Here is a 25,655-nt window from a genome sequence, read left to right on the forward strand (position 1 = left end):
TAGTAAGTGTTTGATTTAAACCTTAGGCATTAAATCTATTGGTATTGCATATTATGTATAGGGTACAAATGGTATTTTACTGTCGCGATTAACGTAAAAAACCTGATTTAGCGAGTAACTCCATGGTCACGCCCGATGAAGGCTGCACATGGTTAGTTTCCGGTTGCATTAAACGTTCTAAATAACGCGCGATTAAATCGACTTCGATATTGACACTATCGCCTACTTTTAAATCCACCAGCGTGGTTTCACCTACAGTGTGAGGTACAATCGTTAATCTAAAACGAGCACCATCGACTTCATTAACAGTCAGGCTCACACCATCGATGGTGATCGAGCCTTTGTGAGCAATATAGCGACTTAATTGGGCCGGTACTGATAACCAAAACTCTATTGATTTACCTCTGTAAGCGCATTGCTCAACTTTTGCAATGCCGTCGACGTGTCCACTTACCATGTGTCCACCTAATCGAGTGGTTGCCGTAACCGCTTTCTCAAGATTAACCTTTTGACCGACCTGATAACGACTAAAGCCAGTTAAGTCAACGGTTTCAGCTGATATATCAGCAACGTAACCATCACCTAAACGCTCAACAACGGTCAAACACACGCCATTGGTTGCTATACTGTCACCTAGCTTTACATCCGTTAAATCCAGCTTACCGCTGGCAACTGTTAAGCGGATATCGTTACCTTTGCGATCAATTTTACGTAATGTGCCAAGGGCTTCGATTATTCCTGTAAACATAATACTCACTTTTTGCAGTTAAACGTTGCTGTTGTTCAGGTTTTGGACTGAACAACACGCACATTAATAGGGTTGATTATATCTGAGGATATAACGCTTATCTTGTCCAACGTTGCGTTCATCAATTAATTGCAGTGCCGGCGCTTGCTCCATTGTACTGTAATTAGGTAACTGCAACATATTACGTCCGTGGCTACCTAATAGTTTAGGCGCCTGGTAAAGCACAATATCATCAACGAGCCCTTGGGCGACAAATGCTCCGGCTAAGGTAGCACCGGCTTCAACTAAAACAGAATTAGTATGCTGACCTAAATATGTTAGCAAAGCTAACAATGGGATTCTGCCTGACGAGTCACACGTTAACTGAAGAAATGATACGTGATCTGGAAATGCAGCTTTGGTGCTTTCGGGATAATTACAGCCAGAAACCAGTAAAATAGGACTTTGAATTGAAAATAATTGCTGTGTTGCTGTTAATCTTGCGCGACTGTCGAGCACAACCCTTAGAGGTTGGAAGATTTCATCTTTTGTATGGCGAGTGGTTAACTCACCTAACGCCTCATAGCGCACATTAAGGCTTGGGTCATCGACAAGAATGGTTTCAACACCAGTGATTAATGCACAATGGCTAGCGCGGTATTTTTGCACATCAGCTCTTGCTGCACTGCCAGTAATCCACTTCGACACGCCATTAGACAGAGCCGTTTTACCATCTAAACTGGCTGCTATCTTTACCGTTATCCAAGGAAGTCCTGTTTTCATCCGCTTCATAAAACCCAGATTAAGGTCATAGGCTTGTTCGCTGAGCAATCCAACATCAACGTTAATACCAGCCTCACGTAACAGGGTTATACCGCGACCAGACACTTGTGGATTTGCATCGGTCACCGATACCACAACTCTGGCAACTTTGGCATTAATTAAGCCTAAAGCACAAGGTGGTGTGCGGCCATAATGACTGCAAGGTTCAAGAGTGACATACGCCGTGGCACCTTCAGCAGACAAGCCATTATCATGCACCATTTTCAGCGCATTAACTTCGGCATGCCCTTGGCCAGCACGTTGATGATAACCCTCACCAATAATCTTATTCTGATAAACAATGACACAACCGACACAAGGATTTGGCCGAGTGGTATAACGGCCTTTCTCGGCAAGCGCGATGGCACGGCTCATCATTTGGGTGTCAAAGGTAGACCAGTTAGACATGGGAGATAATCTCTTATTGCTTAAATGCCATTAAAACCATTAAAACAGATATTATTAAGCAGCATTACTTTTGCAATTTAGCAATGGCTTCACCAAATTGGGATACATCTTCAAATGCGCGATAAACCGATGCAAAGCGGATATATGCCACTTTATCAAGGCTCATCAACTGTTCCATCATCAGATTGCCAATCATTTCAGAATTCACCTCACGCTCACCTGTCGCGCGCAGTGTTGATTTGATTTTAGTCAATGCTTGTTCAATTTCATCAATTGAGACTGGGCGTTTTTCGACCGCACGTAGCATGCCGCCACGCAATTTTTCTTCATCGAATGGTTGTCGAGTGCCGTCACGTTTGATGACTCTAGGCATGACTAATTCTGCGCCTTCAAACGTGGTGAAACGTTCATGACATTCGGTACATTCCCGGCGGCGACGTACTTGGTGACCATCAGCCACTAATCGAGAATCTATAACTTTGGTATCGGTCGCGCTACAAAAAGGGCAATGCATTGAACCTCCTGCAGAAAAAAACAAAATGGCCGCTAACAATTAGCGGCCATTAAAGTTTATCCTATTTGTTGAGCAAGGTTAACCTAAACCTTTTCAACAGGCATCAAGTGACGATTAACCGTATACAGGGAATCGGGCACATAATGCCAACACTTGACCTTTCACTCGTTCAGCCACTTCGGCGTTAGATGCATCATCAAGAATGTCACAAATCCAACCGGTCAATTCTTTCGCTTCTGCTTCTTTAAAACCACGACGAGTAATTGCTGGCGTTCCAATACGAACACCAGAGGTGACAAACGGTGAACGTGGATCATCAGGCACTGAGTTTTTGTTGACGGTAATGTTGGCATTGCCCAATGCAGCATCTGCTTCTTTACCGGTTAAATCACGACCAATTAAATCAACCAACATTAAATGGTTTTCTGTACCGCCAGAAACAATTTTGTAACCGCGAGCTAAAAATACTTCAACCATAGCTTTAGCGTTTTTAACCACTTGCTGCTGGTATACCTTGAACTCTGGCTCTAATGCCTCTTTAAATGCAACCGCTTTACCTGCGATTACATGCATTAAAGGGCCACCTTGGCCACCAGGGAATACCGCTGAGTTCAACTTTTTATACAACACTTCATCATCGGCAGCAGAAATAATAATCCCGCCACGTGGACCCGCTAATGTTTTATGAGTTGTTGAGGTGACCACATGTGCATGTGGGACTGGCGTTGGATAAACATCTGCAGCCACTAAGCCAGCAACGTGAGCCATATCAACAAGCAAATAAGCACCAACTTTATCAGCAATCTCACGCATTTTAGCCCAATCGACTATGCCTGAAAATGCCGAAAAACCGCCGATCATCATCTTAGGCTTGTGCTCAATGGCTAAACGCTCCATTTCGTCATAATCAATTTTGCCAGCTTCATCGATACCGTAAGGAATGATGTTGTAAAGCTTGCCTGAAAAATTCACTGGTGAACCATGGGTCAAATGACCACCATGAGCAAGGTTCATCCCTAAAACAGTATCACCCGGTTGTAACAACGCCATAAACACTGCGCTGTTTGCTTGTGAGCCTGAATGAGGCTGTACGTTGGCATAAGTTGCACCAAATAATTCTTTTGCGCGTTCAATAGCCAATGTTTCAACAACATCAACGTATTCGCACCCACCATAATAACGCTTGCCTGGATAACCTTCAGCATACTTGTTAGTTAACTGAGAACCTTGCGCTTCCATCACACGTGGACTGGTATAGTTTTCAGATGCAATCAATTCAATGTGTTCTTCTTGACGACAAGTTTCATCTTCAATGGCTTTAAATAATTCTGGATCATAATCCGCAATATTCATCGCTTTCTTCAACATGGTAGCTCCAACATCATTATCTATATAGTAGGGTTGCGCGGTATTCTACTCTGCAACGATAATGATTTACAGTACAAACAACATGAAATTCACTGTGTTCTGAATACAAAACGATTCATGTTGATAACACCAAGCTAGCAGATTGTTTAGCGAATTGAGTCTAAAAAGCACGCTAGATAAAATCACACAATTGCCTGTTGAGTTCAGCACATAATACAGTAGAATTATCACCATCTTTGTTGACAATTAGACAGTATAATTATGGCTCAATTTGTATACAGCATGCTTCGTGTGGGTAAAATTGTCCCACCCAAAAAGCAAATATTAAAAGACATTTCGTTAAGCTTCTTTCCTGGCGCTAAGATTGGTGTGCTCGGGTTAAACGGTTCGGGTAAATCAACATTGCTGCGCATCATGGCGGGAATAGATACCGAAATTGAAGGTGAAGCACGCCCAATGCCTGGGTTAAAGATTGGCTACTTACCGCAGGAGCCGCGCTTAAACGAACAACAAACTGTGCGCGAAGCCGTCGAAGAAGCCCTAAGCGAAGCTAAAAATGCACTAATACGCTTAGACGAGGTCTATTCTGCTTATGCTGAGCCCGATGCAGACTTCGACGCACTTGCAAAAGAGCAAGGCGAATTAGAAGCCATCATCCAATCTCAAGATGCGCATAATCTTGATCATATTCTTGAACGTGCAGCTAACGCATTACGTCTGCCCGATTGGGATGAGAAAATTGCCGTACTCTCTGGTGGTGAACGACGCCGAGTGGCCATTTGTCGCTTATTGCTTGAAAAACCGGAAATGCTATTACTCGACGAACCAACCAACCATTTGGATGCAGAGTCAGTGGCGTGGTTAGAGCACTTTTTACAAGAATATAACGGCACTGTGGTGGCGATTACCCACGATCGTTACTTCTTAGATAATGCTGCTGGCTGGATTTTAGAACTTGACCGCGGTGAAGGTATTCCATGGGAAGGTAACTATTCATCTTGGCTTGAACAAAAAGATGCGCGCTTGTCCCAAGAATCGTCCACAGAAAGCGCCCGCCAAAAAACCATTGCTAAAGAATTAGAGTGGGTACGCCAAGGTGCTAAAGGTCGTCAATCAAAAGGTAAAGCCCGTATGGCTCGCTTTGAAGAATTGAACACCAACGATTACCAAAAGCGTAACGAGACTAATGAACTGTTTATTCCACCAGGGCCTCGTTTAGGCGACAAAGTCATTGAAGTGACTAATTTAACCAAGTCATATGGTGACCGCATACTGATTGATGATTTGACATTCACGGTTCCTAAGGGCGCTATCGTCGGCATTATTGGTGCTAACGGTGCGGGTAAGTCAACCTTATTCAAAATGATCTCAGGCGAGGAACAACCAGACAGTGGCTCTATTTCTGTCGGTGATTCGGTTCAAATTGCGTCGGTTGATCAGTTCCGTGATTCGATGAATGACAAAAACACCGTGTGGCAAGAAATTTCAGGCGGCCAAGATATTATGCGCATCAACAACACTGAAATTTCTAGCCGTGCTTACGTAGGCCGCTTTAACTTCCGTGGTGGCGATCAGCAGAAAATAATTGGTTCATTATCGGGTGGTGAGCGCAACCGAGTTCACTTAGCTAAGTTATTACAAGCCGGTGGCAACGTATTATTACTCGACGAACCCACCAACGACTTGGACGTTGAAACTTTACGAGCGTTAGAGGAAGCGTTATTAGAGTTCCCTGGTTGTGCAATGGTTATTTCCCATGACCGTTGGTTCCTTGACCGTATTGCGACCCATATTTTGGATTACCGTGATGAAGGTAAAGTGAGCTTCTATGAAGGTAACTATACTGAGTACTCAACTTGGTTAAAAGCCACCTTAGGCACCGATGTAGTAGAACCGCATCGATTAAAATACAAGCGTTTAAATAAATAATTCGTCTGCAATAAAGTGTTGAATAATAAAGCAGAGCCTCAGCGCTCTGCTTTATTATATTAGCCATTATTTAAAAGATTATTACAAAACTAACGATCGAAATCTCGACAAGTGTCAAAAATTTGTCAATTTATTGTGAGCAATGCACCACAATCTGTTTGTAAAGCCAAAATAACTTCAGTATTATAAATTATTAACGGATTATTTTACTCTTTGCTGATTACACTCAGCGCAATACAGAGTGTCGATGGTTCCAGCTTGTAGAGAAATTTAATGGAGATATCAGTGAGATACGGTTCAATTAGCCTTGCTTTATTGTGCTTATACGCAAGCAACTCATTTGCGGCACTCGAAGTCATTACCACATCAGAAAAGCAGACTCTCAATAAAATTGAAAATCAATACGATATCGATTCTCTGCTAATCACTGTTAATGACAAATTCTCACAGCTTAATAAAAAAGCCTATGACGTTGAAGGTCTGAAAAAAACAATTGTTTCAGAACAGCAGCGCTACGATGAGCTTATTACAGAATTACCTAAGGTTATTCGGGCTAAAACAGGGCTTCCAGAAACCTATATACAAATTGAAGAGTCTGTCAATTTAGTCGATGAATTAACCCTAAAGGCAGAAGAAGACAGTAAACGCCTTGAAACTGAAAAGGTTGAAATATTAACTGAATATGAGGCGATAAATAAAAAACGTGCCGCTAAAAGTCAGCAACTATTTAAACTCAAAACTGATATTACTAATCGTTTAATTGCAGATTTATCTAAATCAAGCAGCACACTGCCAGTCAATATTAATGGTTCGACTGAGTGTTCAAAATATCAAACTATCGCAGATTGTTTGAAAGAGTCTAAAAGCAGCATTTTATCCAATACTCGTAATGAGTCGCCGTTTTTAAATGACAAAAGTGTTTTATTGTCATATGAAGTTATCGACGCCAATATGAATATGAGAGGCGATTTGCATTATAAAGTGGCGATGAACTTTAAGCCTTCTTATAACGATAAAATTGACTCAATGTTAAATGAAGAATTAGGCCTTAAGTCGGCGATGGTTACCTTAATCAGTAACGTACCAGCAGATTGGTATATCAATGGCACCAAAGTAGGCACGGGTAAAAAACTTTTTCACGAGATCCCTTTAGGGAAACACGGCATTTTAGCGTCTTACCAAAATCAAGATAAATCAAGCGTCGAAAATGTTGAAGGCAATGGCGTATTTAATTATAAATTTGCCAATGTTGCTGCGTCTAATACAGCCAGCAACCAAGCTAAAGCAGTGACAGCAGAAGTCCCAAAAGGTATTCTTAAACCATCAGCTAAACCGCAGCCTGTAGTCCAAAAAACTAAGGCTAAATACACCTTGTTTTCAGACCAAACCAGTATTAAGTTAAGTGATGATGATGCCAAAAAGAAATCATCCGATAAAGGTTATGAATACTTTATGGGTGTTACACCTGTCAATAAAAAGCAAAACATTGAATTTACTAACGAGCCTATCGAGAAGTAATGTTTCAACCAGTGTTTTAACATAACTATTTGTTCAGCCTGGCTGACATAAATCAAAGCCATATCTTCGGATATGGCTTTTTTTGTTGCTATAGCATCATCAAAACCCACTATTGATATGCGCCTTGTTACAAAGAAAATTAAAAGATTTACATTACTTTACGCTGAATTAAGCAAATATAATTACAATAAGCTTGCATCAATCACGGGCTAGTCGTTAGCCAATGTCGTCTTGTAACGACATCATCAATTATTGCTTATAGAGATGTGTACTTAAATGATCAAAAAACTTAGCCAATGTCTTTTTTCGACTACCGTATTGATGATGGGATATGTTGGGTTTATTTCCAATGGTGTTGCCGTGCCCACACCTCCTCGCGCTGAAAAAGTGGTTCCTGTCGTCACCGCCACCGTTGAACAACATGAGCTTTCGCAATCAATTACCTTAATAGGAAAACTGGCGGCAACTCACTCGGTAATGATAGCGCCACAAGTCGCAGGAAAAATAGACAGCATAGCAGTCACATCTAACCAATACGTCAATAAAGGCCAAGCACTACTGACACTTGATAACCGCAAAGCAAAAGCCAGCGTAACCGAAGCGCAAGCCTATTATCAAGATGAAGTGCGTAAGCTTAATGAGTTTAACAAGTTGATTCACGTTAACGCCATCACTCAAACAGAAATAGAAGCGCAAAAGTCCAGTGTTGATATCGCTTTCGCTCGCCTTGAATCAGCCAAAACAGATCTGGATTACCATACTCTAGCCGCGCCATTTTCAGGAAACACTGGTTTGGTTAACTTCAGCCGCGGCAAGATGGTCAGTATCAATGAGTCACTATTATCACTTGATGATTTATCCGTGTTACAGCTCGATTTACAAGTGCCGGAGCATTATCTCTCTTTGTTAAGTACAGGAATGTCGGTAAACGCTTCCAGCAGAGCATGGAATAAAACCATTTTTACTGGCAAGATTATCGCTATTGATCCACGCGTCAATTCACAAACACTCAATCTCAATATTCGTAGTCAGTTTGATAATCAAAAGGGTCAATTAAAGCCCGGTATGATGATGTCAGCGACACTGGTATTTCCAAGCGTGTCTTCCCCTATTGTTCCGGTACAAGCACTTGAATATTCTGGTACCAAACGTTATGTCTACGTAATCAACCAGGACAATATCGCCACACGCACCGAAGTGATGTTAGGCGCCAGAATTGACGACCAAGTGTTACTGGAATCTGGCATAAATATCGGCGACCACATCGTCGTTCAAGGGCTGGTAAATATGCGTGATGGTGTCAAAGTAAAAGACTTAGCTAAGCAAGCTCAAACAAGCCCTGTTAAACAGGAGCAAAAATAATGTGGCTAAGTGATACGGCGGTAAAGCGCCCTGTAGTTGCGATTGTATTAAGTTTATTACTGTGTGTTTTTGGCTTAGTGTCGTTCTCTAAACTGTCGGTTAGAGAAATGCCCGACGTACAAAATCCGGTAGTGACCGTCATGACCACTTATAGCGGTGCATCTGCCACTATTATGGAAAGTAAAATCACCAAGAGCCTTGAAGATGAATTAACTGGCATCAGCGGTATTGATGAAATCACCTCAACCACTCGAAATGGCATGTCACGTATTTCAATCGAGTTTGAACTAGGTTGGGACTTAACCGAAGGCGTCAGTGACGTACGAGATGCCGTTGCCAAAGCACAACGTCGCTTACCCGATGAAGCTGATGATCCGATTGTATCTAAAGATAATGGTACTGGTGAGCCGTCGATTTACGTCAACTTAAGCTCTGAAAATATGGATCGTACTCAACTCACTGATTACGCCCAGCGGGTATTAGAGGACAGATTTAGCTTAATTACTGGGGTGAGCTCAGTCAATATTTCTGGTGGCTTATACAAAGTCATGTATGTACAACTAAAACCGCAATTAATGGCCGGTAGAAATGTAACTACCAACGACATTATTAGTGCGTTAAATACCGAAAATCTTGAAACACCCGGTGGCGAAGTCCGTAACGACACCACCGTCATGTCAGTCAGAACAAAACGGCTATATTACAGCCCAGAAGACTTCAACTATTTAGTTGTCCACACTGCTGACGATGGCACGCCTATTTATCTTAAAGATGTCGCTAGCGTGTTCATTGGGGCAGAAAATGAAAACTCGACCTTTAAAAGTAACGGCATCGTTAACCTAAGCCTAGGCATAGTGCCGCAATCTGATGCCAACCCATTAGATATATCATTGCAAGTACAACAAGAAGTCGACAAAGTGCAGAGTTTTCTGCCAAAAGGAACGCAGTTGGTTGTCGATTATGATGCCAATGTGTTTATTGCGCGCTCGATTAATGAGGTTTACAACACCCTATTCATTACTGGGGTATTGGTTATTCTTGTGCTGTACATTTTTATCGGTCAAGTACGGGCAACACTCATTCCTGCAGTCACAGTACCAGTATCATTAATTGCCGCATTTATGGCGGCATACAGCTTAGGTTACTCCATTAACTTATTAACCCTAATGGCGCTTATTCTAGCCATTGGTCTAGTGGTTGATGACGCCATCGTTGTGGTTGAGAATATCTTCCACCATATTGAACAAGGTGAAAAACCGATACTTGCGGCCTATAAAGGGACTCGCGAAGTCGGTTTTGCTGTGATATCAACTACCCTAGTACTGGTGATGGTATTTTTACCTATTTCATTTATGGATGGCATGGTCGGGTTATTGTTTACTGAGTTCTCCGTGATGCTGGCAATGTCGGTGCTGTTTTCATCCCTTATCGCCCTTACCCTTACCCCAGTGATGAGCAGTAAACTATTAAAAGCCAATGTGAAGAAAAATCGTTTTAACATTGCGATCGATAATGGCTTTAATCGTTTAGAGCAACGGTATCGTAGTATGGTCAAATGGGCATTGCACTGGCGCATGGCAGCACCATTCATTATTATCGCCTGCATCGGTGGTAGCTATTTACTCTTGCAACAAGTCCCTTCTCAACTCTCACCACAAGAAGACCGCGGGGTATTATTTGCGTTTATTAAAGGCGCCGAAGGCACCAGTTATAATCGCATGGTTGCCAATATGGACATCGTTGAAAACCGATTAATGCCACTATTGGGTCAAGGAGTAGTGAAATCATTTAGCGTTGAAGCGCCAGCATTTGGCGGTCGAGCGGGAGATCAAACCGGATTTGCGATTATCCAGTTAGAAGACTGGCAAGATCGTGATACCGATATTAAACAAGCGTTAGCGTTAATCAGCCAAACGTTAAAAGACATTCCAGATGTCATGGTACGGCCAATGTTGCCAGGATTTAGAGGCCAATCAAGTGAACCGGTTCAATTTGTATTGGGCGGCTCTGACTATTCTGAGTTATTTAAATGGGCTCAAGTACTACAACAAGAAGCCGATGCAAGCCCTATGCTGGACGGGGCTGATTTAGATTACGCAGAGACCACACCAGAACTTGTTGTGACGGTAGACAAGCAACGAGCTGCAGAGTTAGGCATTAGCGTTTCAGAAATAGCGACAACCTTAGAAATCATGTTGGGCGGCCGCAGTGAAACAACCTTTGTTGAACGTGGCGAAGAATATGATGTGTACCTTCGCGGTGATGAAAACAGCTTTAACAGCGTCACAGACCTCAGTAAGATTTACTTTAGAAGCAGCAAAGGCGAATTAATCACCCTTGATACCGTCACTAAAGTTGAAGAAGTTGCCTCGCCGCAACGATTAAGTCATACCAATAAGCAAAAATCGATCACCATCAAGGCAAATTTAGGCGAAGGTTATACCCTTGGCGAAGCACTCGACTTTTTAGAACAACGCGCAATAACATTACTGCCAAACGATATTTCAATTGCCTACACGGGTGAGTCAAAAGACTTTAAAGAGAACCAAGCTGGGGTGCTCATTGTATTTGCTTTAGCACTGCTGATTGCTTATCTGGTATTGGCGGCTCAATTTGAAAGTTTTATCAATCCTGCAGTGGTGATGTTTACCGTTCCCATGGGGATTTTTGGTGGCTTTATTGGCTTAGTGCTCACTCATCAAGGGATGAATATCTATAGCCAAATTGGCATGATCATGTTGATTGGTATGGTAACTAAAAATGGTATATTAATCGTTGAGTTTGCTAATCAGCTACGCGACCGAGGCTTATCGCTCGACAATGCCATTATTGACGCATCGGCTCGTCGCTTAAGACCCATTTTAATGACAGCCTTTACCACCCTTATTGGTGCCATACCATTAATCGTATCAACCGGCGCGGGGAGTGAAAGCCGTATTGCGGTAGGAACTGTGATATTCTTCGGCATGGCATTTGCGACCGTTGTCACCCTATTGGTGATACCCGCAATGTACCGACTTATTTCTTCGTCAACTCACTCTCCAGGGTTTGTTGAAGCACAACTTAATGACGCCATTGCCGCTCAAAAAGCGCAACAGCCTTAATCTTCACAGGTGTAATAATGACAACGCTTGCCGTATTTGTAGATGTGCAAAATATTTATTACACCTGTAAGCAAGGTTTTGGCCGTTCATTCAATTACCGAGCTTTATACAAACATTTGGCGGCACAGGGCACTATTAGCCACGCAATAGCTTACGCTATAGCACCAGCCGATGACGGTCAGGTTAAATTTCAAGATGCACTAAAACATATTGGTTTTACGGTTAAAACCAAACCTTATATCCAGCGCAGTGATGGTTCCGCCAAGGGAGATTGGGATGTTGGGATTACCATCGACATGCTAGAGATAGCGCCCACGGTAGATGAGGTTATTTTACTGTCTGGTGATGGTGATTTCGATTTGTTACTCAAAAAAATCAATCAAACGACCACATGCTACACCCATGTATTAAGTGTTGAGCGCCTCACTGCAAAATCATTAACCGATCAAGCCCAGCACTTCACCGCAATCGATGCCTCGCTTCTTATTTAAATACAAACAATGACAATAATCACCCACTTTAAGCACAAGCGACAAAGCTAACACATACGACAAAAATATCGCTAAGATAGATACCAACAGAAATTAGTTTGATTTATTCCTCAGCCATTAAGCCTTCATTTACACAAGTTTCTTCTCATCAATACGGTTTAAATTTGATGAGAGGAAGATGAGTAGATCCCAAATTCACAAACAATGTTATTATTTTGTTGTGTAAAATAGTGACTGTATTTACAATATATCATCCTGTTATTATAGGTATCAAAATCAGTTTTTCATAAAAATAATAATAAGGTCTCTGATGGTGTTCTTTTTCCAAAGATGGTTATGCTCGCTGTTATGCTTACTTCTTTCAGTTGCCTTTATTTCAGCCACAAACGCAGAACAGTTTCAAATAGATAGGCTCAATATTGCTGACGGTTTACCGTCAACCATGATCACCTCTATCTATCAGCAAAAAAACGGATTTTTATGGTTTGCAACCGATGCTGGTGTGAGCCGTTATGATGGCCAAGAGTTTATAAACTTTCAGTTTTCACCGGGATCCAAAAGACATATATCGAATAACTTTGTGACAGATATTATCGAAGACGCCCAAGGCAATATCTGGTTTGCTACTGAAGACGGTCTTAATCAACTCACCGTCGATGATGAACTTAACATCTACCCCACCTCACAACAGCCTTTCGCTCAAAACACCAATTGGATAATGCGTTTATACTTGGATTCAAAACGCCAGCTATGGATAGGTACTGGCAGTGGGTTACAATATAAAACAGAGCATGGAACCGATTTTATCTCGGTTCCATTATATTTAAACCAACAAGATACTCCTGTAGAAACATCTATTTACAGCATAGTTGAAGACACTCAACACCGTATTTGGGTAGGGACCGACCATGGTCTCGCATTATTAGAACCCAACAGTACAACAATGCAGCTATATCAATCAGATAAAGCACAAGCAATATCCACTACAGGTTCAGCCGTTACTACGGCAGATTTATTTAATGATTACATTCTGACGAGTCAAATAGATAATCATGGTCAACTTTGGTTTGGTAGCCAACATTTTGGCTTAATTAAATTTATGCCTAACGACAACACATTCCAGCATTTTTTTAGTCCAAAACAACCAAAGGTTGGACAAATTCCCAGTAACTACATCTCCAGCATAGCGATTGAAGACGATCAACATATCTGGATTAGTACCGATAAAGGTGCGGCAAATTTAACTGTCGCATCCGAACATTTTGACTGGTTAACCTCACAAACGTTTAATCAACAATCATTACCGACCAATGATGTTGATGATGTATTTATCGACCATTCAGGAATCATTTGGTTTGCGACTAACCAAGGTGCGGCCTTTTACACGCCATTGAAAAAATCAAGTCGACTGTATAAACCCCTTGCCAGCCAATCAGAGCTATCAGGAGGCAATGTTTACGCAATAGCCTTAACGCAATCAGGTGATGCCTGGGTAGCAACAAATAAGGGTATCGATAAGATAAACATCGATAATAAAACGGTTGAATTAGGACCTTTAAAAGATAAAACCACTCCATCATTAATAAACAATATTTGGAACGTAACAACAGACAAAGATAATAATCTGTGGTTTTCTGACGCTGAAGGCCTGAGTTTTTATGATCAACGCTCTGACACTGTGCAACACTTTAGTAATAAAGTGAATAATCCCTATGGCTTTCCTAATACTGATTTCTATACTGTTGACCCAGACCAAGAAGGCAATGTGTGGATCACTGGCTATTTAGACGCTGGCGTAATGCTATTTAACCCGCAAAAAGGTTTAATAAAACATTATTTTAACGATGCGGATAATCTTTATACTTCAGGTGGGAATTTCACCTTCGACAGTTTAATCGCTACCCAAGGTGAGTTATGGTTAGCCACCACCAATGGTATTTTCATTATCGATCCTAAAACGGATATCACCTCACACTTAAGCTTAGGTAATGAAAGAGAGAACATCCGAATAGGCGGTATTTACCAAGATAAACAAGGCATTATATGGGCAGCAACCCAAGGTCTCGGGTTAGCAAAAATAATTCCAACATCAAATGTACCTCAGGGATTTACCATTGAATACATTACACGTCAGCAAGGCCTACCAGATAACCGTTTAAAAGCCGTCATTGGTGATGACCAAGGTAATTTATGGCTAACGAGCCAGCATACGTTGATCAAATATACCCCAAAAACCGCTAAAATAAGTGTTTATCCCAGCGTGATTAACACCGACAACTTAACCTTTAATGAAGCCGCAATAGCCATTTATCAACACCAGTTACTATTAGGTACTAATAAAGGGGTGATACAGATAGATATCGACACTATTAGCCAAAATGATTTTGCGCCTCCGGTGCATATCACTTCGGCAAAAATAGCCAATAAATCGTATATTAATATTAACAGCCATAACCCTCCCCCGAAGCCGATACTTGATTACGACAACAACATGATCCAGTTTTCATTTGCATCATTAGACTATACTGCCCCTGAACGGAATCAATATCGATATATGTTAGCCGGGTTCGATCAGGATTGGCTGACCACATTATTACCTCGGGCGATGTACACTAATTTAGCCGCTGGTGATTATGTGTTTAAAGTACAAAGCACCAATAGCGACGGTATATGGAGCAACCAACAGGCAGAATTTGCATTTAACATAAAAAAAGCCTGGTGGTATTACGCATTAATTGCTTCGGGCACCATGATTATATTGATTATGATTTTGTTTGCGTTATCTCGAATCAAACAAATGAGAGAGCTCAGTCGCCGGGCTAACTTTGACAGCTTAACGGGATTGGCAAACCGGTTTCATTTTAATCAACAACTGTCATTACTTATGTCTAATCCATACAACACCGCCGCTGTGGTGTTTATCGATTTAGATCACTTTAAAGAAGTTAACGATTCTATGGGCCATGACGTAGGCGATGAGCTCATTATCCAAGTTGGTAAACGGCTTCAGCATTGTTTAAGCCAACAAGATGTATTGGCTCGACTCGGCGGAGATGAATTTGCCTTAATCATTCCATACGAGCAAGTTGCGGCCGACGTGAACCGAGATTTAGTTAATATCATTGAACGAGTTCGTCAAACGCTCAACAAAGGCTATCAAATTAATCAATATTGGCTAAACAGTTCTGCCAGTATTGGTGTGGCATGCTTCCCGGAAGATGGTAAAGATGCCAAAACATTATTAAAACATGCTGATACCGCCATGTACGCAGCTAAACAAAATGGGCGAAACGGAAGTTACTTTTTTAACGAAACATTATCCACGGCACTATTAGAAAGATTATTGATTAAAGATCAGCTAAATAATGCCATGTCAGATGCGCAACTTGAAGTGCATTACCAGCCAAAATGTTGCGTTGATACACATGAGATTGTCGGTTTAGAGGCGTTACTTCGTTGGAATCACCCTCAACACGGGATGATTTCTCCTAGCCGCTTTATTGATCAAGCTGAAGACAGTGGCTTAATTATCGATATTGGATTATGGGTACTTGAACAAGCCTGTCAGCAAGGATATCGCTGGCTTCAACAAGGGATACTGAGAGGCAATATTTCGGTTAACATTTCACCGGTACAATTATCACAACCGACTATTGTTGATGACATTGCTGCCATTTTAGAACGAACCACCTTCCCGGCTCATCATCTTGAACTTGAAATAACCGAGTCATTACTCATTAAAGATTTAAAAACAGCACAAGACGTTCTATTAGCACTCAAACAATTACGCGTACGTATTGCCCTAGATGATTTTGGCAAAGGTTATTCGTCATTAAACTATTTGACCCAGTTCCCCATTGATACTTTAAAAATTGATAAGGGGTTTTTAAGCAGTATTTTGCCTGAAGAAACCAGCAATATAGTATTACGAAACATCATTACCTTAGGTAATGAGCTGAAATTAGATGTCATTGCAGAAGGCGTCGAAACTCATGCTCAGCTGCTTAAATTGAAACAGTATAATTGTAAAATAGTTCAAGGTTTTTTATTCAGTCATGCTCTTGATGTCACTCAATTAGAAGTATGTCTTCTACATAACAAGTTAACCTTATGTGAATATGTTGAAGTTGAAAACGAATAATGAGAGCGGTAACTTATTAGCGATTCATGCATAAGCAGCACCCAAACTGTTAACGACTTACTGCGACGTCTGCAAACACACATAACCTTCACTAACGATGCTGTTACCTATCAATCTGTATTCTAAACTAACCCTAATAAGGTGCCTTAAACTCTCGTTATTGATGCGAAGACACATTCATTTCAAGGCAGATAATTACCTGTGAAATGCTTATTCATATCGCATTACATTGTTATTATTTAAATCAATAATGAGAGGGCTCACATGATTGGGAATATCACTTTATTTGCAAAAGTGTTATTCTTGCTGGGCCGTAGCAGGACACTTCTATAAAGGATTATATGTCGTTAATACGTTACAAAAAACTAATTTTTGATTACATTCCCATGCCCAAACGAGCTCGTTTATTCATCCAATTGATATTCATATCAGTGGGAGTTTTATATACATTTAACTCGACCATCGCCGTGGCAGAACCACTAAAAATCACTTTAGCGGCAGAAGATAGTTGGCCTCCTTTTGCCGATGAAGTGGGTAATGGTATTTCCCATAACCTTATTAGACAGGCTTTTAAGCAAGTTGATGTTGACGTTTCTACTATTGTCGTACCCTATACTCGTGGTTTGATTATGACCGAGCGAGGTTCGGTTGATGGCGTTTTTAATGTGACAAAAGAGCAAAGCACTATTAACCGATTTATATTCGGTAATGAACCTTTGTTTACAGTAACAGCTTCTTTTTTCTTTGCCAAAGAACACCCTACCATTGCGGATAATAAATGGCAGATCCCAATAAAAAGCACGATTGGTATTGTGAGTGGTTATGAGTACGGCGACGAATTTACGACGCTTGTTGAACAGCTGCAGTTACACGTCATCACGGTAAATAGCCAGCGCCAATTAATCAATTTATTATTAGTAGGCAGAATTGATACCGCCATTATGTATGACCTTGTTGCTGATGTTTACATCGAACAGATGGGTGTTAGCCGTAATATAAAAGCTAAGTTTAATAATCATACCAGTAAAATTTTCGTCGCATTTTCTAAACTTAACCCTCAAGCAGAGCACATTAGCCAATTACTCGACAAAGGGCTGCTAACGTTACAAAGACAAGGTAAGTACCAACAGCTGCTTCTGCCTTCAAATGATTAACGACATAACCACAATATCAATAATATAAGGTCATAGTGTAATGAGTCACCCCTCTGTAGAGCACAAGTACAGCCCAGTTCACTCTTTTTCTGTACAAATTTATTATGAGGACACCGACTTTTCTGGTGTGGTATATCATCCTAACTTCTTAAAATATTTCGAGCGTGCGCGTGAACATGTCATCGGCGCAGATGTACTCAGCCAACTTTGGCAGCAACAACAATTGGGTTTTGCCGTTTATCGCAGCGATATGTTATGTCACGATGGGGTTGAGTTTGCAGATATTATTGATGTGCGCACACAATTTTATTTTGAAAGTAAATATCGTACCGTATGGAAACAACAAATATGGCGGCCTAATGCTAAAAAACCTGCAGTAACCGCTACAATTGAAATGGTCTGCATGAACCAGAAGCGTCAACTTGCACCTATGCCTGTAGAATTAATCGCTCATTTATCAGCAGGATTTAAGTAATTAACCATCAGACACAACGACATTTAACGTTGAAGAAATTAACTTTTAGGATCACTAAAGTGTGGATTATTAATTTTTTGATAATTAAGTTGCGGATAAAGATGTTCAAACTCATTGGCTGTCAATGGTTTAGCAAAGTAATCACCTTGAATAGTGTCTACTCCAAAAAGATGTAACCTATCTAAAACAGACTTAGATTCAACCCCTTCAACCGTCACTTCAAAACCTAAATTTTTAGCCAGCTCGATACTGGTCTTAACAATTTGTTTCGCCGCTTGAGATGTTTCAAATTCATCTAAAAAAGCTTTATCAATTTTCACTTCATCAACGGGCAAATGACGCAAATAAGCTAAAGAAGAATGACCAGTACCAAAATCGTCAATCGCAAGTTTAACTCCAATATCACGTAATTGATTTAAGGTAACAATCGTTTGCTCGAGCGATTTCATTAACACACTTTCAGTAATTTCAATGGTAATGGTTTCGGCAGGAACCAGATACTGAGATAGTTTGGTGGCGACATCGGCAGCAAGGTTTGGATTATCTAAATCAGTAGATGACAAATTAATGGCTACATTAACGTAAACCCCCATATTTCGCCATTTGGCTTGTTGAGCCAATACGTTATCTAACACCCAACTACTCAGAATATCGATCATTCCAGTCTGTTCCGCTAATGGAATAAATTCATTTGGAGAAATTAATCCTAAGCCTTCATGTTGCCAACGAATTAACGCTTCAACCTGCTTACATCGGCCGCTTTTTATGTCTAGCTTTGGTTGAAATACCATAAATAATTGACCTTGCTTTAACCCTTTAGGCAAGCCATTAATAATCAACAATTCTCGGTATTGTGCTTTATCATCATCTTGATCGTAAAAAGCAATCGGCTGTTTTAATGCTTTGGCTTTCTTCAGTGCTAAATCTAAACGGCGCAGCATCAAACTGACATCGGCATGATGCTCATTGAGCGACAATACTCCGAGCTGCATTTTGATACTGATTGGCTGTTGTTCTATTTCAAATGGACTTTGTAAATCATTTTTTATCGTTTGCAACTGCTCGACAGTCAACGGTTGCTGGAAAAACAACAAAAATTCATTACCGTTCATACGTGCGATGAACTGTGCTTTACAGTTCAGGTTATCTATCCGCTTGGCAAAAGCTTTCAGCAATTTGTCACCAAATAAAAAACCAAATAAATCATTCACAAAACGAAATTGTCGAATATCCACCAGCACTAACATACCTTCTGAAATAGGCATTTTTGACAACATTTTACGTTTAAAGCCGACACGATTAGCTAATCCGGTTAACTTATCTCGTTCGGTGCTAAATAGGCTTGATTGATGTAAATGATGGAGGACATTAATGAGCGGTTTTAACGATTTGGCAGGAGAATCTATGTTAAATGAATCTTGATTGAGTAATTGTAATTCTAACGAGTGAGTTAATTGTTTAATAAAACGATGCTGACGCCAATGGAGAAATGCAATGGTGCACAGCATAATCACAATCATAAATAACACTGTTATTAGCAAATAATTCATTAAGTATTCATCATGTTACAGTTTTAGTCATCGGTTATTTAAACATCAAAAAAATCTCACTTAGATATTAATCATTTAATGTTAACTCATTGATTAATATCCGTGAAACTCACTTAACATAGCATTATTCGTAACTTTGCTTAATTGAATGGTACATATCAATAAACTCATCACTAGCAAGATCTTCTGGTGTTACAGGTAAACCTCGTAGGACAAAGACACCTAACCTTTCTTCTAACTCTTCACCGGCTCTAAGTTCACCAGTATAAAATGCCGCAGAACGAATAAAGTCGAGATAAGTCACTTTTTCAGGCATATAATGAAGATCAGCCCAACGCTCCACCACTTCCATAACTTCTGGGGCAAAGTCCCACGTTTTTAATACCGCACGACCAATCGGCCCCTGCATTTTACGTACGAGACTTCGTAAGTCATCAATTCGGCTAAACAATTCTGGGTGAACTTCTGCTTCGGTTAATACTGGTAATGCACCAATATTATGTACCAATCCCGCAAGGGTAAGCGTATCACGGTCTAGTTTTTTAGTGGGATGACGTTTGTTATACATTTCAAGCATCGCACAAGATGAAGCTGTCACTTCAATAGAGGTCTTCCATACCTCATCCATCACCTCCCACACCATTTCGTTGGTTGAGATAAAGAGCTGTTCCATGGCAACTGACGTGGTAATGGATTTAATTTGCACTAAACCAATACGATTAACGGCGGCATTTATGCTTTCTGCTTTATTACCACGAGAATATAAAGCGCTGTTTGCCACTTTAATAATACGGGCTGAAATAGCCGCATCTTGTCCAATAATATCTGCTACTTGTTTAAGGCTCGAATCTTGACGAGATACCACTTCTTGAACACGCATGGCCACTTCAGGTAATGTTGGTAAAACTAAAGCATCATCTTTGAGCTTTTTTAATAGTCCAACCAAGAGTTGATGTTCCGTAGACATGGGTTCTCCATAAATAAATAGTCTCTAATGTTGGATTATATACCCAAACCGATAACGTTTGCGATTACTCAACTGACGACAACTCAATTATTTATATCTTTCTGTGCTGATTTAACAGTTATAAATTCCTTCGATACAATAAAAATACAACCAACCTCACAAATACCAAGGCTATATTTGTCCTCGCTAATATCCTTAAGTAAGCTTCGACCCTTTCATCACACAATGTTCAATTAGGTCAAAAAACATGTTTAAACCTGAATTATTATCTCCTGCTGGTACGCTTAAAAATATGCGTTACGCCTTTGCTTATGGTGCTGATGCTGTTTACGCAGGCCAACCTCGTTATAGCTTACGAGTTAGAAATAATGATTTCAAAATGGAGACACTTGCCAGCGGTATTGAAGAGGCTCACGCCCTCGGTAAAAAATTGTATGTGGTGAGTAATATTGCCCCACATAATGCCAAGCTAAAAACCTATATTAAAGACATGCAACCGGTGATCGCGATGAAACCTGATGCGGTGATCATGTCTGACCCTGGGCTTATCATGATGGTCCGCGAAGCGTTTCCTGAACAAGTGGTTCACTTATCGGTTCAAGCAAATGCGATTAACTGGGCATCGGTTAAATTCTGGCAACAACAAGGCATCAAGCGAGTCATTTTATCGCGTGAATTATCATTGGATGAAATTGAAGAAATTCGCCAACGTTGTCCAGATATTGAATTAGAAGTGTTTGTGCATGGCGCACTTTGCATGGCGTACTCTGGCCGTTGCTTGCTCTCTGGTTACATGAATAAACGCGATCCTAATCAAGGAACCTGTACCAACTCATGCCGTTGGAAATACGATGTGCACCCAGCACAGCAAACAGAGACTGGCGATATCATCCCTGTGGCTCCAACCGTACAGTTTGAGAGCCCTACATTAGGTTCGGGCCAACCTAGTAGCGACATAGTGCTACTGCAAGAAGCTGGTCGTCCTGGCGAGTATATGCCTGCGTTTGAAGATGAACATGGCACCTACATTATGAACTCAAAAGATTTACGGGCTATTCAACATGTGGATCGTTTAACCAGAATGGGGATTGATTCATTAAAAATTGAAGGTCGTACTAAATCTTTTTACTATGTCGCGCGCACCGCACAATTATATCGCCAAGCAATTGAAGATGCCGCTACTGGCAAAGACTTTGATCGCACATTAATGAACAACCTTGAAGGTTTGGCGCATCGTGGCTATACCGAAGGGTTTTTACGTCGTCACGTTCATGACGAATATCAAAACTATCAATATGGCCATTCTGTGAGTGATAGCCAGCAATTTGTTGGTGAATTCACCGGTAAACGAAATGCTGAGGGTTTGGCTGAAATTGATGTAAAAAATAAATTTTCAGTCGGTGACAGTGTTGAAATAATGACAACTGAAGGTAATTTTGTTATCACTATTGAATGGTTAATAAATCGCAAAGGCGAATCGATTGACTCTGCTTTAGGCTCAGGCCATTTTGTGTTTCTAGCGCTTCCAGCAGCTATTAATATCGACAAAGCCATGTTAATGCGTAATTTACCTGAGGGAATGGATACCCGAAACCCTCATCAACCAGCTTAAATTAAGGTTTTTTATGGCACTAATCATTGACGATAGCTGTATCAATTGTGATATGTGCGAACCCGAATGTCCTAATGAGGCCATTACTATGGGTGAAGAGGTGTATGAAATCGATCCCGCGTTGTGCACCGAATGTGTAGGTCATTACGACAAGCCAACTTGCGTGTCTGTTTGTCCTATAGATTGTATCGACCCCGACCCAAAACATGTCGAGTCACATGATGCGCTATTACTAAAATACGCTGCTCTCACGGGCAATGTGTAACCTCAGGATTGAGCAACTAAGAGCTAATAGATAGTGCCTAGGTACCTAGCATCTAATATCTAGTATCTAGTATCTAGTATCTAGTATCTAGTATCTAGCATCTAGCATCTAGCATCTAGCATCTAGCATCTAGCATCTAGCATCTAGCATCTAGCATCTAGCATCTAGTATCTGCAAAAACGGCGCTTAATGCGCCGATTTTTATAGTCAAATAACACCATCACTATTCACTGGCTGTTAATGTTTGTAATACTTTTGCCAGTTGCTCAATGCCGATCCGAGCAGGTTTGGGTAAGTTATCTAACTCTATAGACAACAATAAATTTTTAACCTCTAACCCCAACTCTGTATCCCCTTCTATACGTAATTTACGCTGAAAAAATAGCGTGTCGGGATCTTCTTTGCCTGCTGCAACCAAAATTAACTCAGGCACATTGGCACTTAATGTCACATCAGGCTGAGTAAAAGCACGCACTCGTAGTTGTTGTTCGACACCCACCTCAAAACGCAAACCAATATCATCAACACAAATGCCTACCCACTTTTGTTTGAGAAAATGGAGTTCATCTGCCTTCAATTGTTCCGCTAACACTAAATTAAGCAGCTTATTAATGACGATTATTTTTAACGCTTCAGGCATCAAGTTCAGCGAGCGACGGCTTACTTGAGGCGCGAAATGTAACAAGTGCGCCGATAATTGTTGTGTAAATGCTTGAGCCATCGAGAGTACCTACTTGTAAATTGAACCAATAATCAAGTCAGTTTACTGGCAATTTATCTAACGAAACCTGTTTTAAATCAAATCATGTTAACTCAATCACATTTACACTCCTGTTCTTTGAAAAAAATGAGAACACCAACATGGAACTCTTATGCCCTGCAGGTAATTTAGCGTCGCTCAAAGCCGCTCTGAACGCTGGCGCTGATGCGGTTTACCTCGGACTAAAAGATGACACTAATGCGCGCTCGTTTGCAGGTCTAAACTTTTCTGCAGTACAACTGGCACAAGCGACAAAACTGGCCCAAAGCCAAGGGCGAAAGGTATTTTTAACCCTAAACACTTTTCCGAAACCCGGCGAAGAACAGCGCTGGTATCAGGCCGTTGATTTAGCCGCACAATTAGAAATGGATGCCCTCATCGTAGCTGACTTATCATTACTCGATTATGCCCACCAGCATTATCCGCACCTTCCGCTACATTTATCGGTACAAGCCAGCGCCACAAACTTAGGGGCTCTGTCATTTTATCAACAAGCTTTTAATATCGAACGAGCAGTATTGCCACGAGTGTTGTCGATTAAACAGGTTAGAGATTTAGCTAAAGTGAGCCCTGTTGAGCTTGAAGTATTTGCTTTTGGTAGTTTATGTATCATGGCTGAAGGACGCTGCCATTTATCATCATATGTAACAGGACAATCACCTAATACCGGCGGCTCATGTTCCCCGGCTAATCATGTGCGCTGGCAAGATTCTGGCAGCGATAAATTGACCCGACTCAATAATGTATTAATCGATAAAGCTGATGCGAACCAACAACTGGGTTATCCAGTGGTCTGTAAAGGCCGTTATGTTGCTGAGTACGATCATGATGCAAAGTATTTACTGGAGTCACCTACCAGTTTAAACACCTTAAGCTTGTTACCCGAGCTCGCCCAAGCGGGAATTAAATCACTTAAAATAGAAGGACGTCAGCGAAGCCCTGCTTACGTCAGCCAAGTCACCCACGTTTGGCGTAGCGCTATCGACACTTATTTAGCCAACCCCGAGTCTTTTTGCGAGCAACCACAATGGTCGCAAGCGTTAGCAAAAGTATCCGAAGGACAAATCACTACATTGGGCGCTTACGAGCGTCAATGGCAATAAGGTTTTACAATGAAAATATCTCTCGCTCCAATTAGTTACTGCTGGTCAAAATCTGACGTTGAGCACTTTTATCAGCAAGTAGCATTGAGTAACATCGATAGCGTTTATTTAGGTGAAACCGTATGCAGCCGCCGCCGTGAACTGAAGTTTAACGACTACCTAGATCTCGCCAATATGCTTAAGTCTCATGGCAAACATGTGGTGTTATCAACCATGGCTTTGATAGAAGCACAATCTGAGCTTAATGAACTGAAACGAGCTATTGATAATGGTGATTTTAGTATCGAAGCGAATGATATGGCTGCAGTACATTATGCGCACCAAGCGAAAGTCCCCTTTGTGTGTGGGCCAACAATCAATAATTACAATCGGACCAGTCTTGATTTATTGCACCAAAAAGGGATGTATCGTTTTGTCATGCCTTGTGAATTATCACAGCAGTGGTTAAACACCGTCATTAATCAAGGCGATAAACCCGCTTTTGAAATAGAGGTGCTCGGTCACGGCTATTTACCCTTGGCACATTCTGCACGCTGTTTTACCGCCAAACATTACCAATTGCCAAAAGATAAGTGTCAAACTATTTGCCAACGCCATAGCAAAGGCTTACTGGCTCAAACTCAAGAGTCACAACCGTTACTCCGCTTAAATGGCATTCAAACTCAATCTGCGGCGCAGGTAAACCTGATTAACCAAATTCCACAAATGATAGACATGGGGATTGATTATTGGCGTATATCCCCCAATAAATTAGCCGATATAACGATGGGTTCAGAACTTGCTCATGTATTAGCGCAAATAACAGAAGAGCCGCTTAATAGTAAATCGCTAATTAATAAACAGTTTAACGACAATAAACAGGCATCGATTATCAATCATCATTGCAATGGCTATTGGTTAGGGTTACCGGGCATGGACTATTCCCTTGAGCCCAATACTCCAGCGCGTTAACCTTATAAACGCTACTTGATAGCCATTAATAAAAGTGGTCATGAACCGTCATCATATCCATGTTTATTAATGGCATACAAAACATAAAAAAGTGCTAGATCCAAAGATAACACACACCCGCAACAAAGTTTCAACAGGCTGATTAAATTAGATTTTAACCATATACCCCAACAATTTCTTAAAGTAAATATCTACTCACATTTAACTAATATCTATTCGATTAAGTTATCATTTTACATACAGCAAATAAGGGGGTAACCTTGCCTACCCAAAAAAACAACTGAATGGACATTCAATTTTGGTCCATAATAAACAGTTGGGTAGCACAGCTGGCCAACTTAGAACACATAAGTAAGGTGTATTTAACGTGACACATAAAAAACATAACATTAAAACAATTCTCACCTTTATTATTCCGTCACTGATTGGCTTGT

The 25,655-nt window shown here is 40.9% G+C and carries 19 protein-coding genes; 12 read left to right on the forward strand and 7 right to left on the reverse strand.

The genetic code is table 11. The features are described 5' to 3' along the window. Positions 1–88: 88 nt before the first annotated feature. From AAEY94_RS05025 to glyA, 4 genes are all read right to left on the reverse strand, one after another. A complete protein-coding gene (locus AAEY94_RS05025; RefSeq protein WP_350977728.1) occupies positions 89–748 on the reverse strand; it encodes a riboflavin synthase in 660 nt (219 codons plus the stop codon). Between the two features lie 63 nt (positions 749–811). After that, positions 812–1,957 carry a bifunctional diaminohydroxyphosphoribosylaminopyrimidine deaminase/5-amino-6-(5-phosphoribosylamino)uracil reductase RibD gene (ribD, locus tag AAEY94_RS05030; RefSeq protein ID WP_192114437.1) on the reverse strand — a complete coding sequence of 382 codons (1,146 nt, stop codon included), beginning with the start codon at positions 1,955–1,957 and terminating at the stop codon, positions 812–814. 64 nt (positions 1,958–2,021) lie between these two features. After that, positions 2,022–2,471 carry a transcriptional regulator NrdR gene (gene nrdR / locus AAEY94_RS05035; RefSeq protein ID WP_011636508.1) on the reverse strand — a complete coding sequence of 150 codons (450 nt, stop codon included), beginning with the start codon at positions 2,469–2,471 and terminating at the stop codon, positions 2,022–2,024. Between the two features lie 114 nt (positions 2,472–2,585). After that, a complete protein-coding gene (gene glyA / locus AAEY94_RS05040) occupies positions 2,586–3,839 on the reverse strand; it encodes a serine hydroxymethyltransferase (RefSeq protein ID WP_101085673.1) in 1,254 nt (417 codons plus the stop codon). 261 nt (positions 3,840–4,100) lie between these two features. Between glyA and ettA the strand changes: the two genes are divergently transcribed. The 8 genes from ettA to AAEY94_RS05080 all read left to right on the forward strand — a co-directional run bounded on the left by ettA (position 4,101) and on the right by AAEY94_RS05080 (position 18,013). Continuing rightward, positions 4,101–5,768 (forward strand): energy-dependent translational throttle protein EttA, encoded by a 1,668-nt coding sequence (gene ettA, locus AAEY94_RS05045; RefSeq protein WP_101085675.1) that lies wholly within the window; start codon positions 4,101–4,103, stop codon positions 5,766–5,768. 285 nt (positions 5,769–6,053) lie between these two features. Further along, positions 6,054–7,286: a hypothetical protein gene (locus AAEY94_RS05050; RefSeq protein WP_101085677.1), complete on the forward strand. Its 1,233-nt coding sequence runs from the start codon at positions 6,054–6,056 to the stop codon at positions 7,284–7,286. A 324-nt stretch (positions 7,287–7,610) separates the two neighbouring features. Next, a complete protein-coding gene (locus tag AAEY94_RS05055) occupies positions 7,611–8,648 on the forward strand; it encodes an efflux RND transporter periplasmic adaptor subunit (protein ID WP_350977965.1) in 1,038 nt (345 codons plus the stop codon). Further along, positions 8,648–11,752, forward strand: a complete 3,105-nt coding sequence (locus AAEY94_RS05060; protein ID WP_350977735.1) for a multidrug efflux RND transporter permease subunit — start codon at positions 8,648–8,650, stop codon at positions 11,750–11,752. Before AAEY94_RS05055 ends, AAEY94_RS05060 begins: the two co-directional genes overlap by 1 nt. Positions 11,753–11,769: 17 nt before the next feature. Next, positions 11,770–12,243, forward strand: a complete 474-nt coding sequence (locus AAEY94_RS05065; protein WP_350977738.1) for a LabA-like NYN domain-containing protein — start codon at positions 11,770–11,772, stop codon at positions 12,241–12,243. A 310-nt stretch (positions 12,244–12,553) separates the two neighbouring features. Then, a complete protein-coding gene (locus tag AAEY94_RS05070; protein WP_350977740.1) occupies positions 12,554–16,384 on the forward strand; it encodes an EAL domain-containing protein in 3,831 nt (1,276 codons plus the stop codon). Between the two features lie 467 nt (positions 16,385–16,851). After that, complete coding sequence (locus AAEY94_RS05075) at positions 16,852–17,538, forward strand: substrate-binding periplasmic protein (protein ID WP_242445095.1); 687 nt, start codon at positions 16,852–16,854, stop codon at positions 17,536–17,538. Positions 17,539–17,578: 40 nt separating this feature from the next. Continuing rightward, the gene (locus tag AAEY94_RS05080) at positions 17,579–18,013 is read left to right on the forward strand and encodes an acyl-CoA thioesterase (RefSeq protein WP_101085689.1); all 435 of its coding nucleotides are present in this window, start codon (positions 17,579–17,581) and stop codon (positions 18,011–18,013) included. A 38-nt stretch (positions 18,014–18,051) separates the two neighbouring features. Here the strand turns inward: AAEY94_RS05080 and AAEY94_RS05085 are convergent, their stop codons facing one another. Next, positions 18,052–19,563, reverse strand: coding sequence for a putative bifunctional diguanylate cyclase/phosphodiesterase (locus AAEY94_RS05085; protein ID WP_101085691.1), 1,512 nt, complete (start codon positions 19,561–19,563; stop codon positions 18,052–18,054). Between the two features lie 124 nt (positions 19,564–19,687). Beyond that, positions 19,688–20,530 carry an HDOD domain-containing protein gene (locus AAEY94_RS05090; RefSeq protein ID WP_101085693.1) on the reverse strand — a complete coding sequence of 281 codons (843 nt, stop codon included), beginning with the start codon at positions 20,528–20,530 and terminating at the stop codon, positions 19,688–19,690. A 247-nt stretch (positions 20,531–20,777) separates the two neighbouring features. Here AAEY94_RS05090 and trhP point away from each other — a divergent pair, with 247 nt between their 5' ends. Beyond that, positions 20,778–22,142 carry a prephenate-dependent tRNA uridine(34) hydroxylase TrhP gene (trhP, locus tag AAEY94_RS05095; RefSeq protein ID WP_101085695.1) on the forward strand — a complete coding sequence of 455 codons (1,365 nt, stop codon included), beginning with the start codon at positions 20,778–20,780 and terminating at the stop codon, positions 22,140–22,142. Positions 22,143–22,155: 13 nt separating this feature from the next. Beyond that, positions 22,156–22,407, forward strand: coding sequence for a YfhL family 4Fe-4S dicluster ferredoxin (locus AAEY94_RS05100; protein WP_101085697.1), 252 nt, complete (start codon positions 22,156–22,158; stop codon positions 22,405–22,407). Positions 22,408–22,630: 223 nt separating this feature from the next. Here the strand turns inward: AAEY94_RS05100 and ubiT are convergent, their stop codons facing one another. Then, positions 22,631–23,128, reverse strand: coding sequence for a ubiquinone anaerobic biosynthesis accessory factor UbiT (gene ubiT, locus AAEY94_RS05105; RefSeq protein ID WP_101085699.1), 498 nt, complete (start codon positions 23,126–23,128; stop codon positions 22,631–22,633). A 140-nt stretch (positions 23,129–23,268) separates the two neighbouring features. Here ubiT and ubiU point away from each other — a divergent pair, with 140 nt between their 5' ends. Both ubiU and AAEY94_RS05115 read left to right on the forward strand, forming a co-directional pair. Then, complete coding sequence (ubiU, locus tag AAEY94_RS05110; RefSeq protein ID WP_101085701.1) at positions 23,269–24,270, forward strand: ubiquinone anaerobic biosynthesis protein UbiU; 1,002 nt, start codon at positions 23,269–23,271, stop codon at positions 24,268–24,270. A 9-nt stretch (positions 24,271–24,279) separates the two neighbouring features. Next, on the forward strand, positions 24,280–25,221 hold the full coding sequence (locus AAEY94_RS05115; protein WP_350977746.1) for a U32 family peptidase: 942 nt from the start codon (positions 24,280–24,282) through the stop codon (positions 25,219–25,221). Positions 25,222–25,655 lie beyond the last annotated feature (434 nt).

This window comes from Shewanella sp. AC34-MNA-CIBAN-0136, assembly GCF_040309945.1.
GTDB lineage: Bacteria > Pseudomonadota > Gammaproteobacteria > Enterobacterales > Shewanellaceae > Shewanella.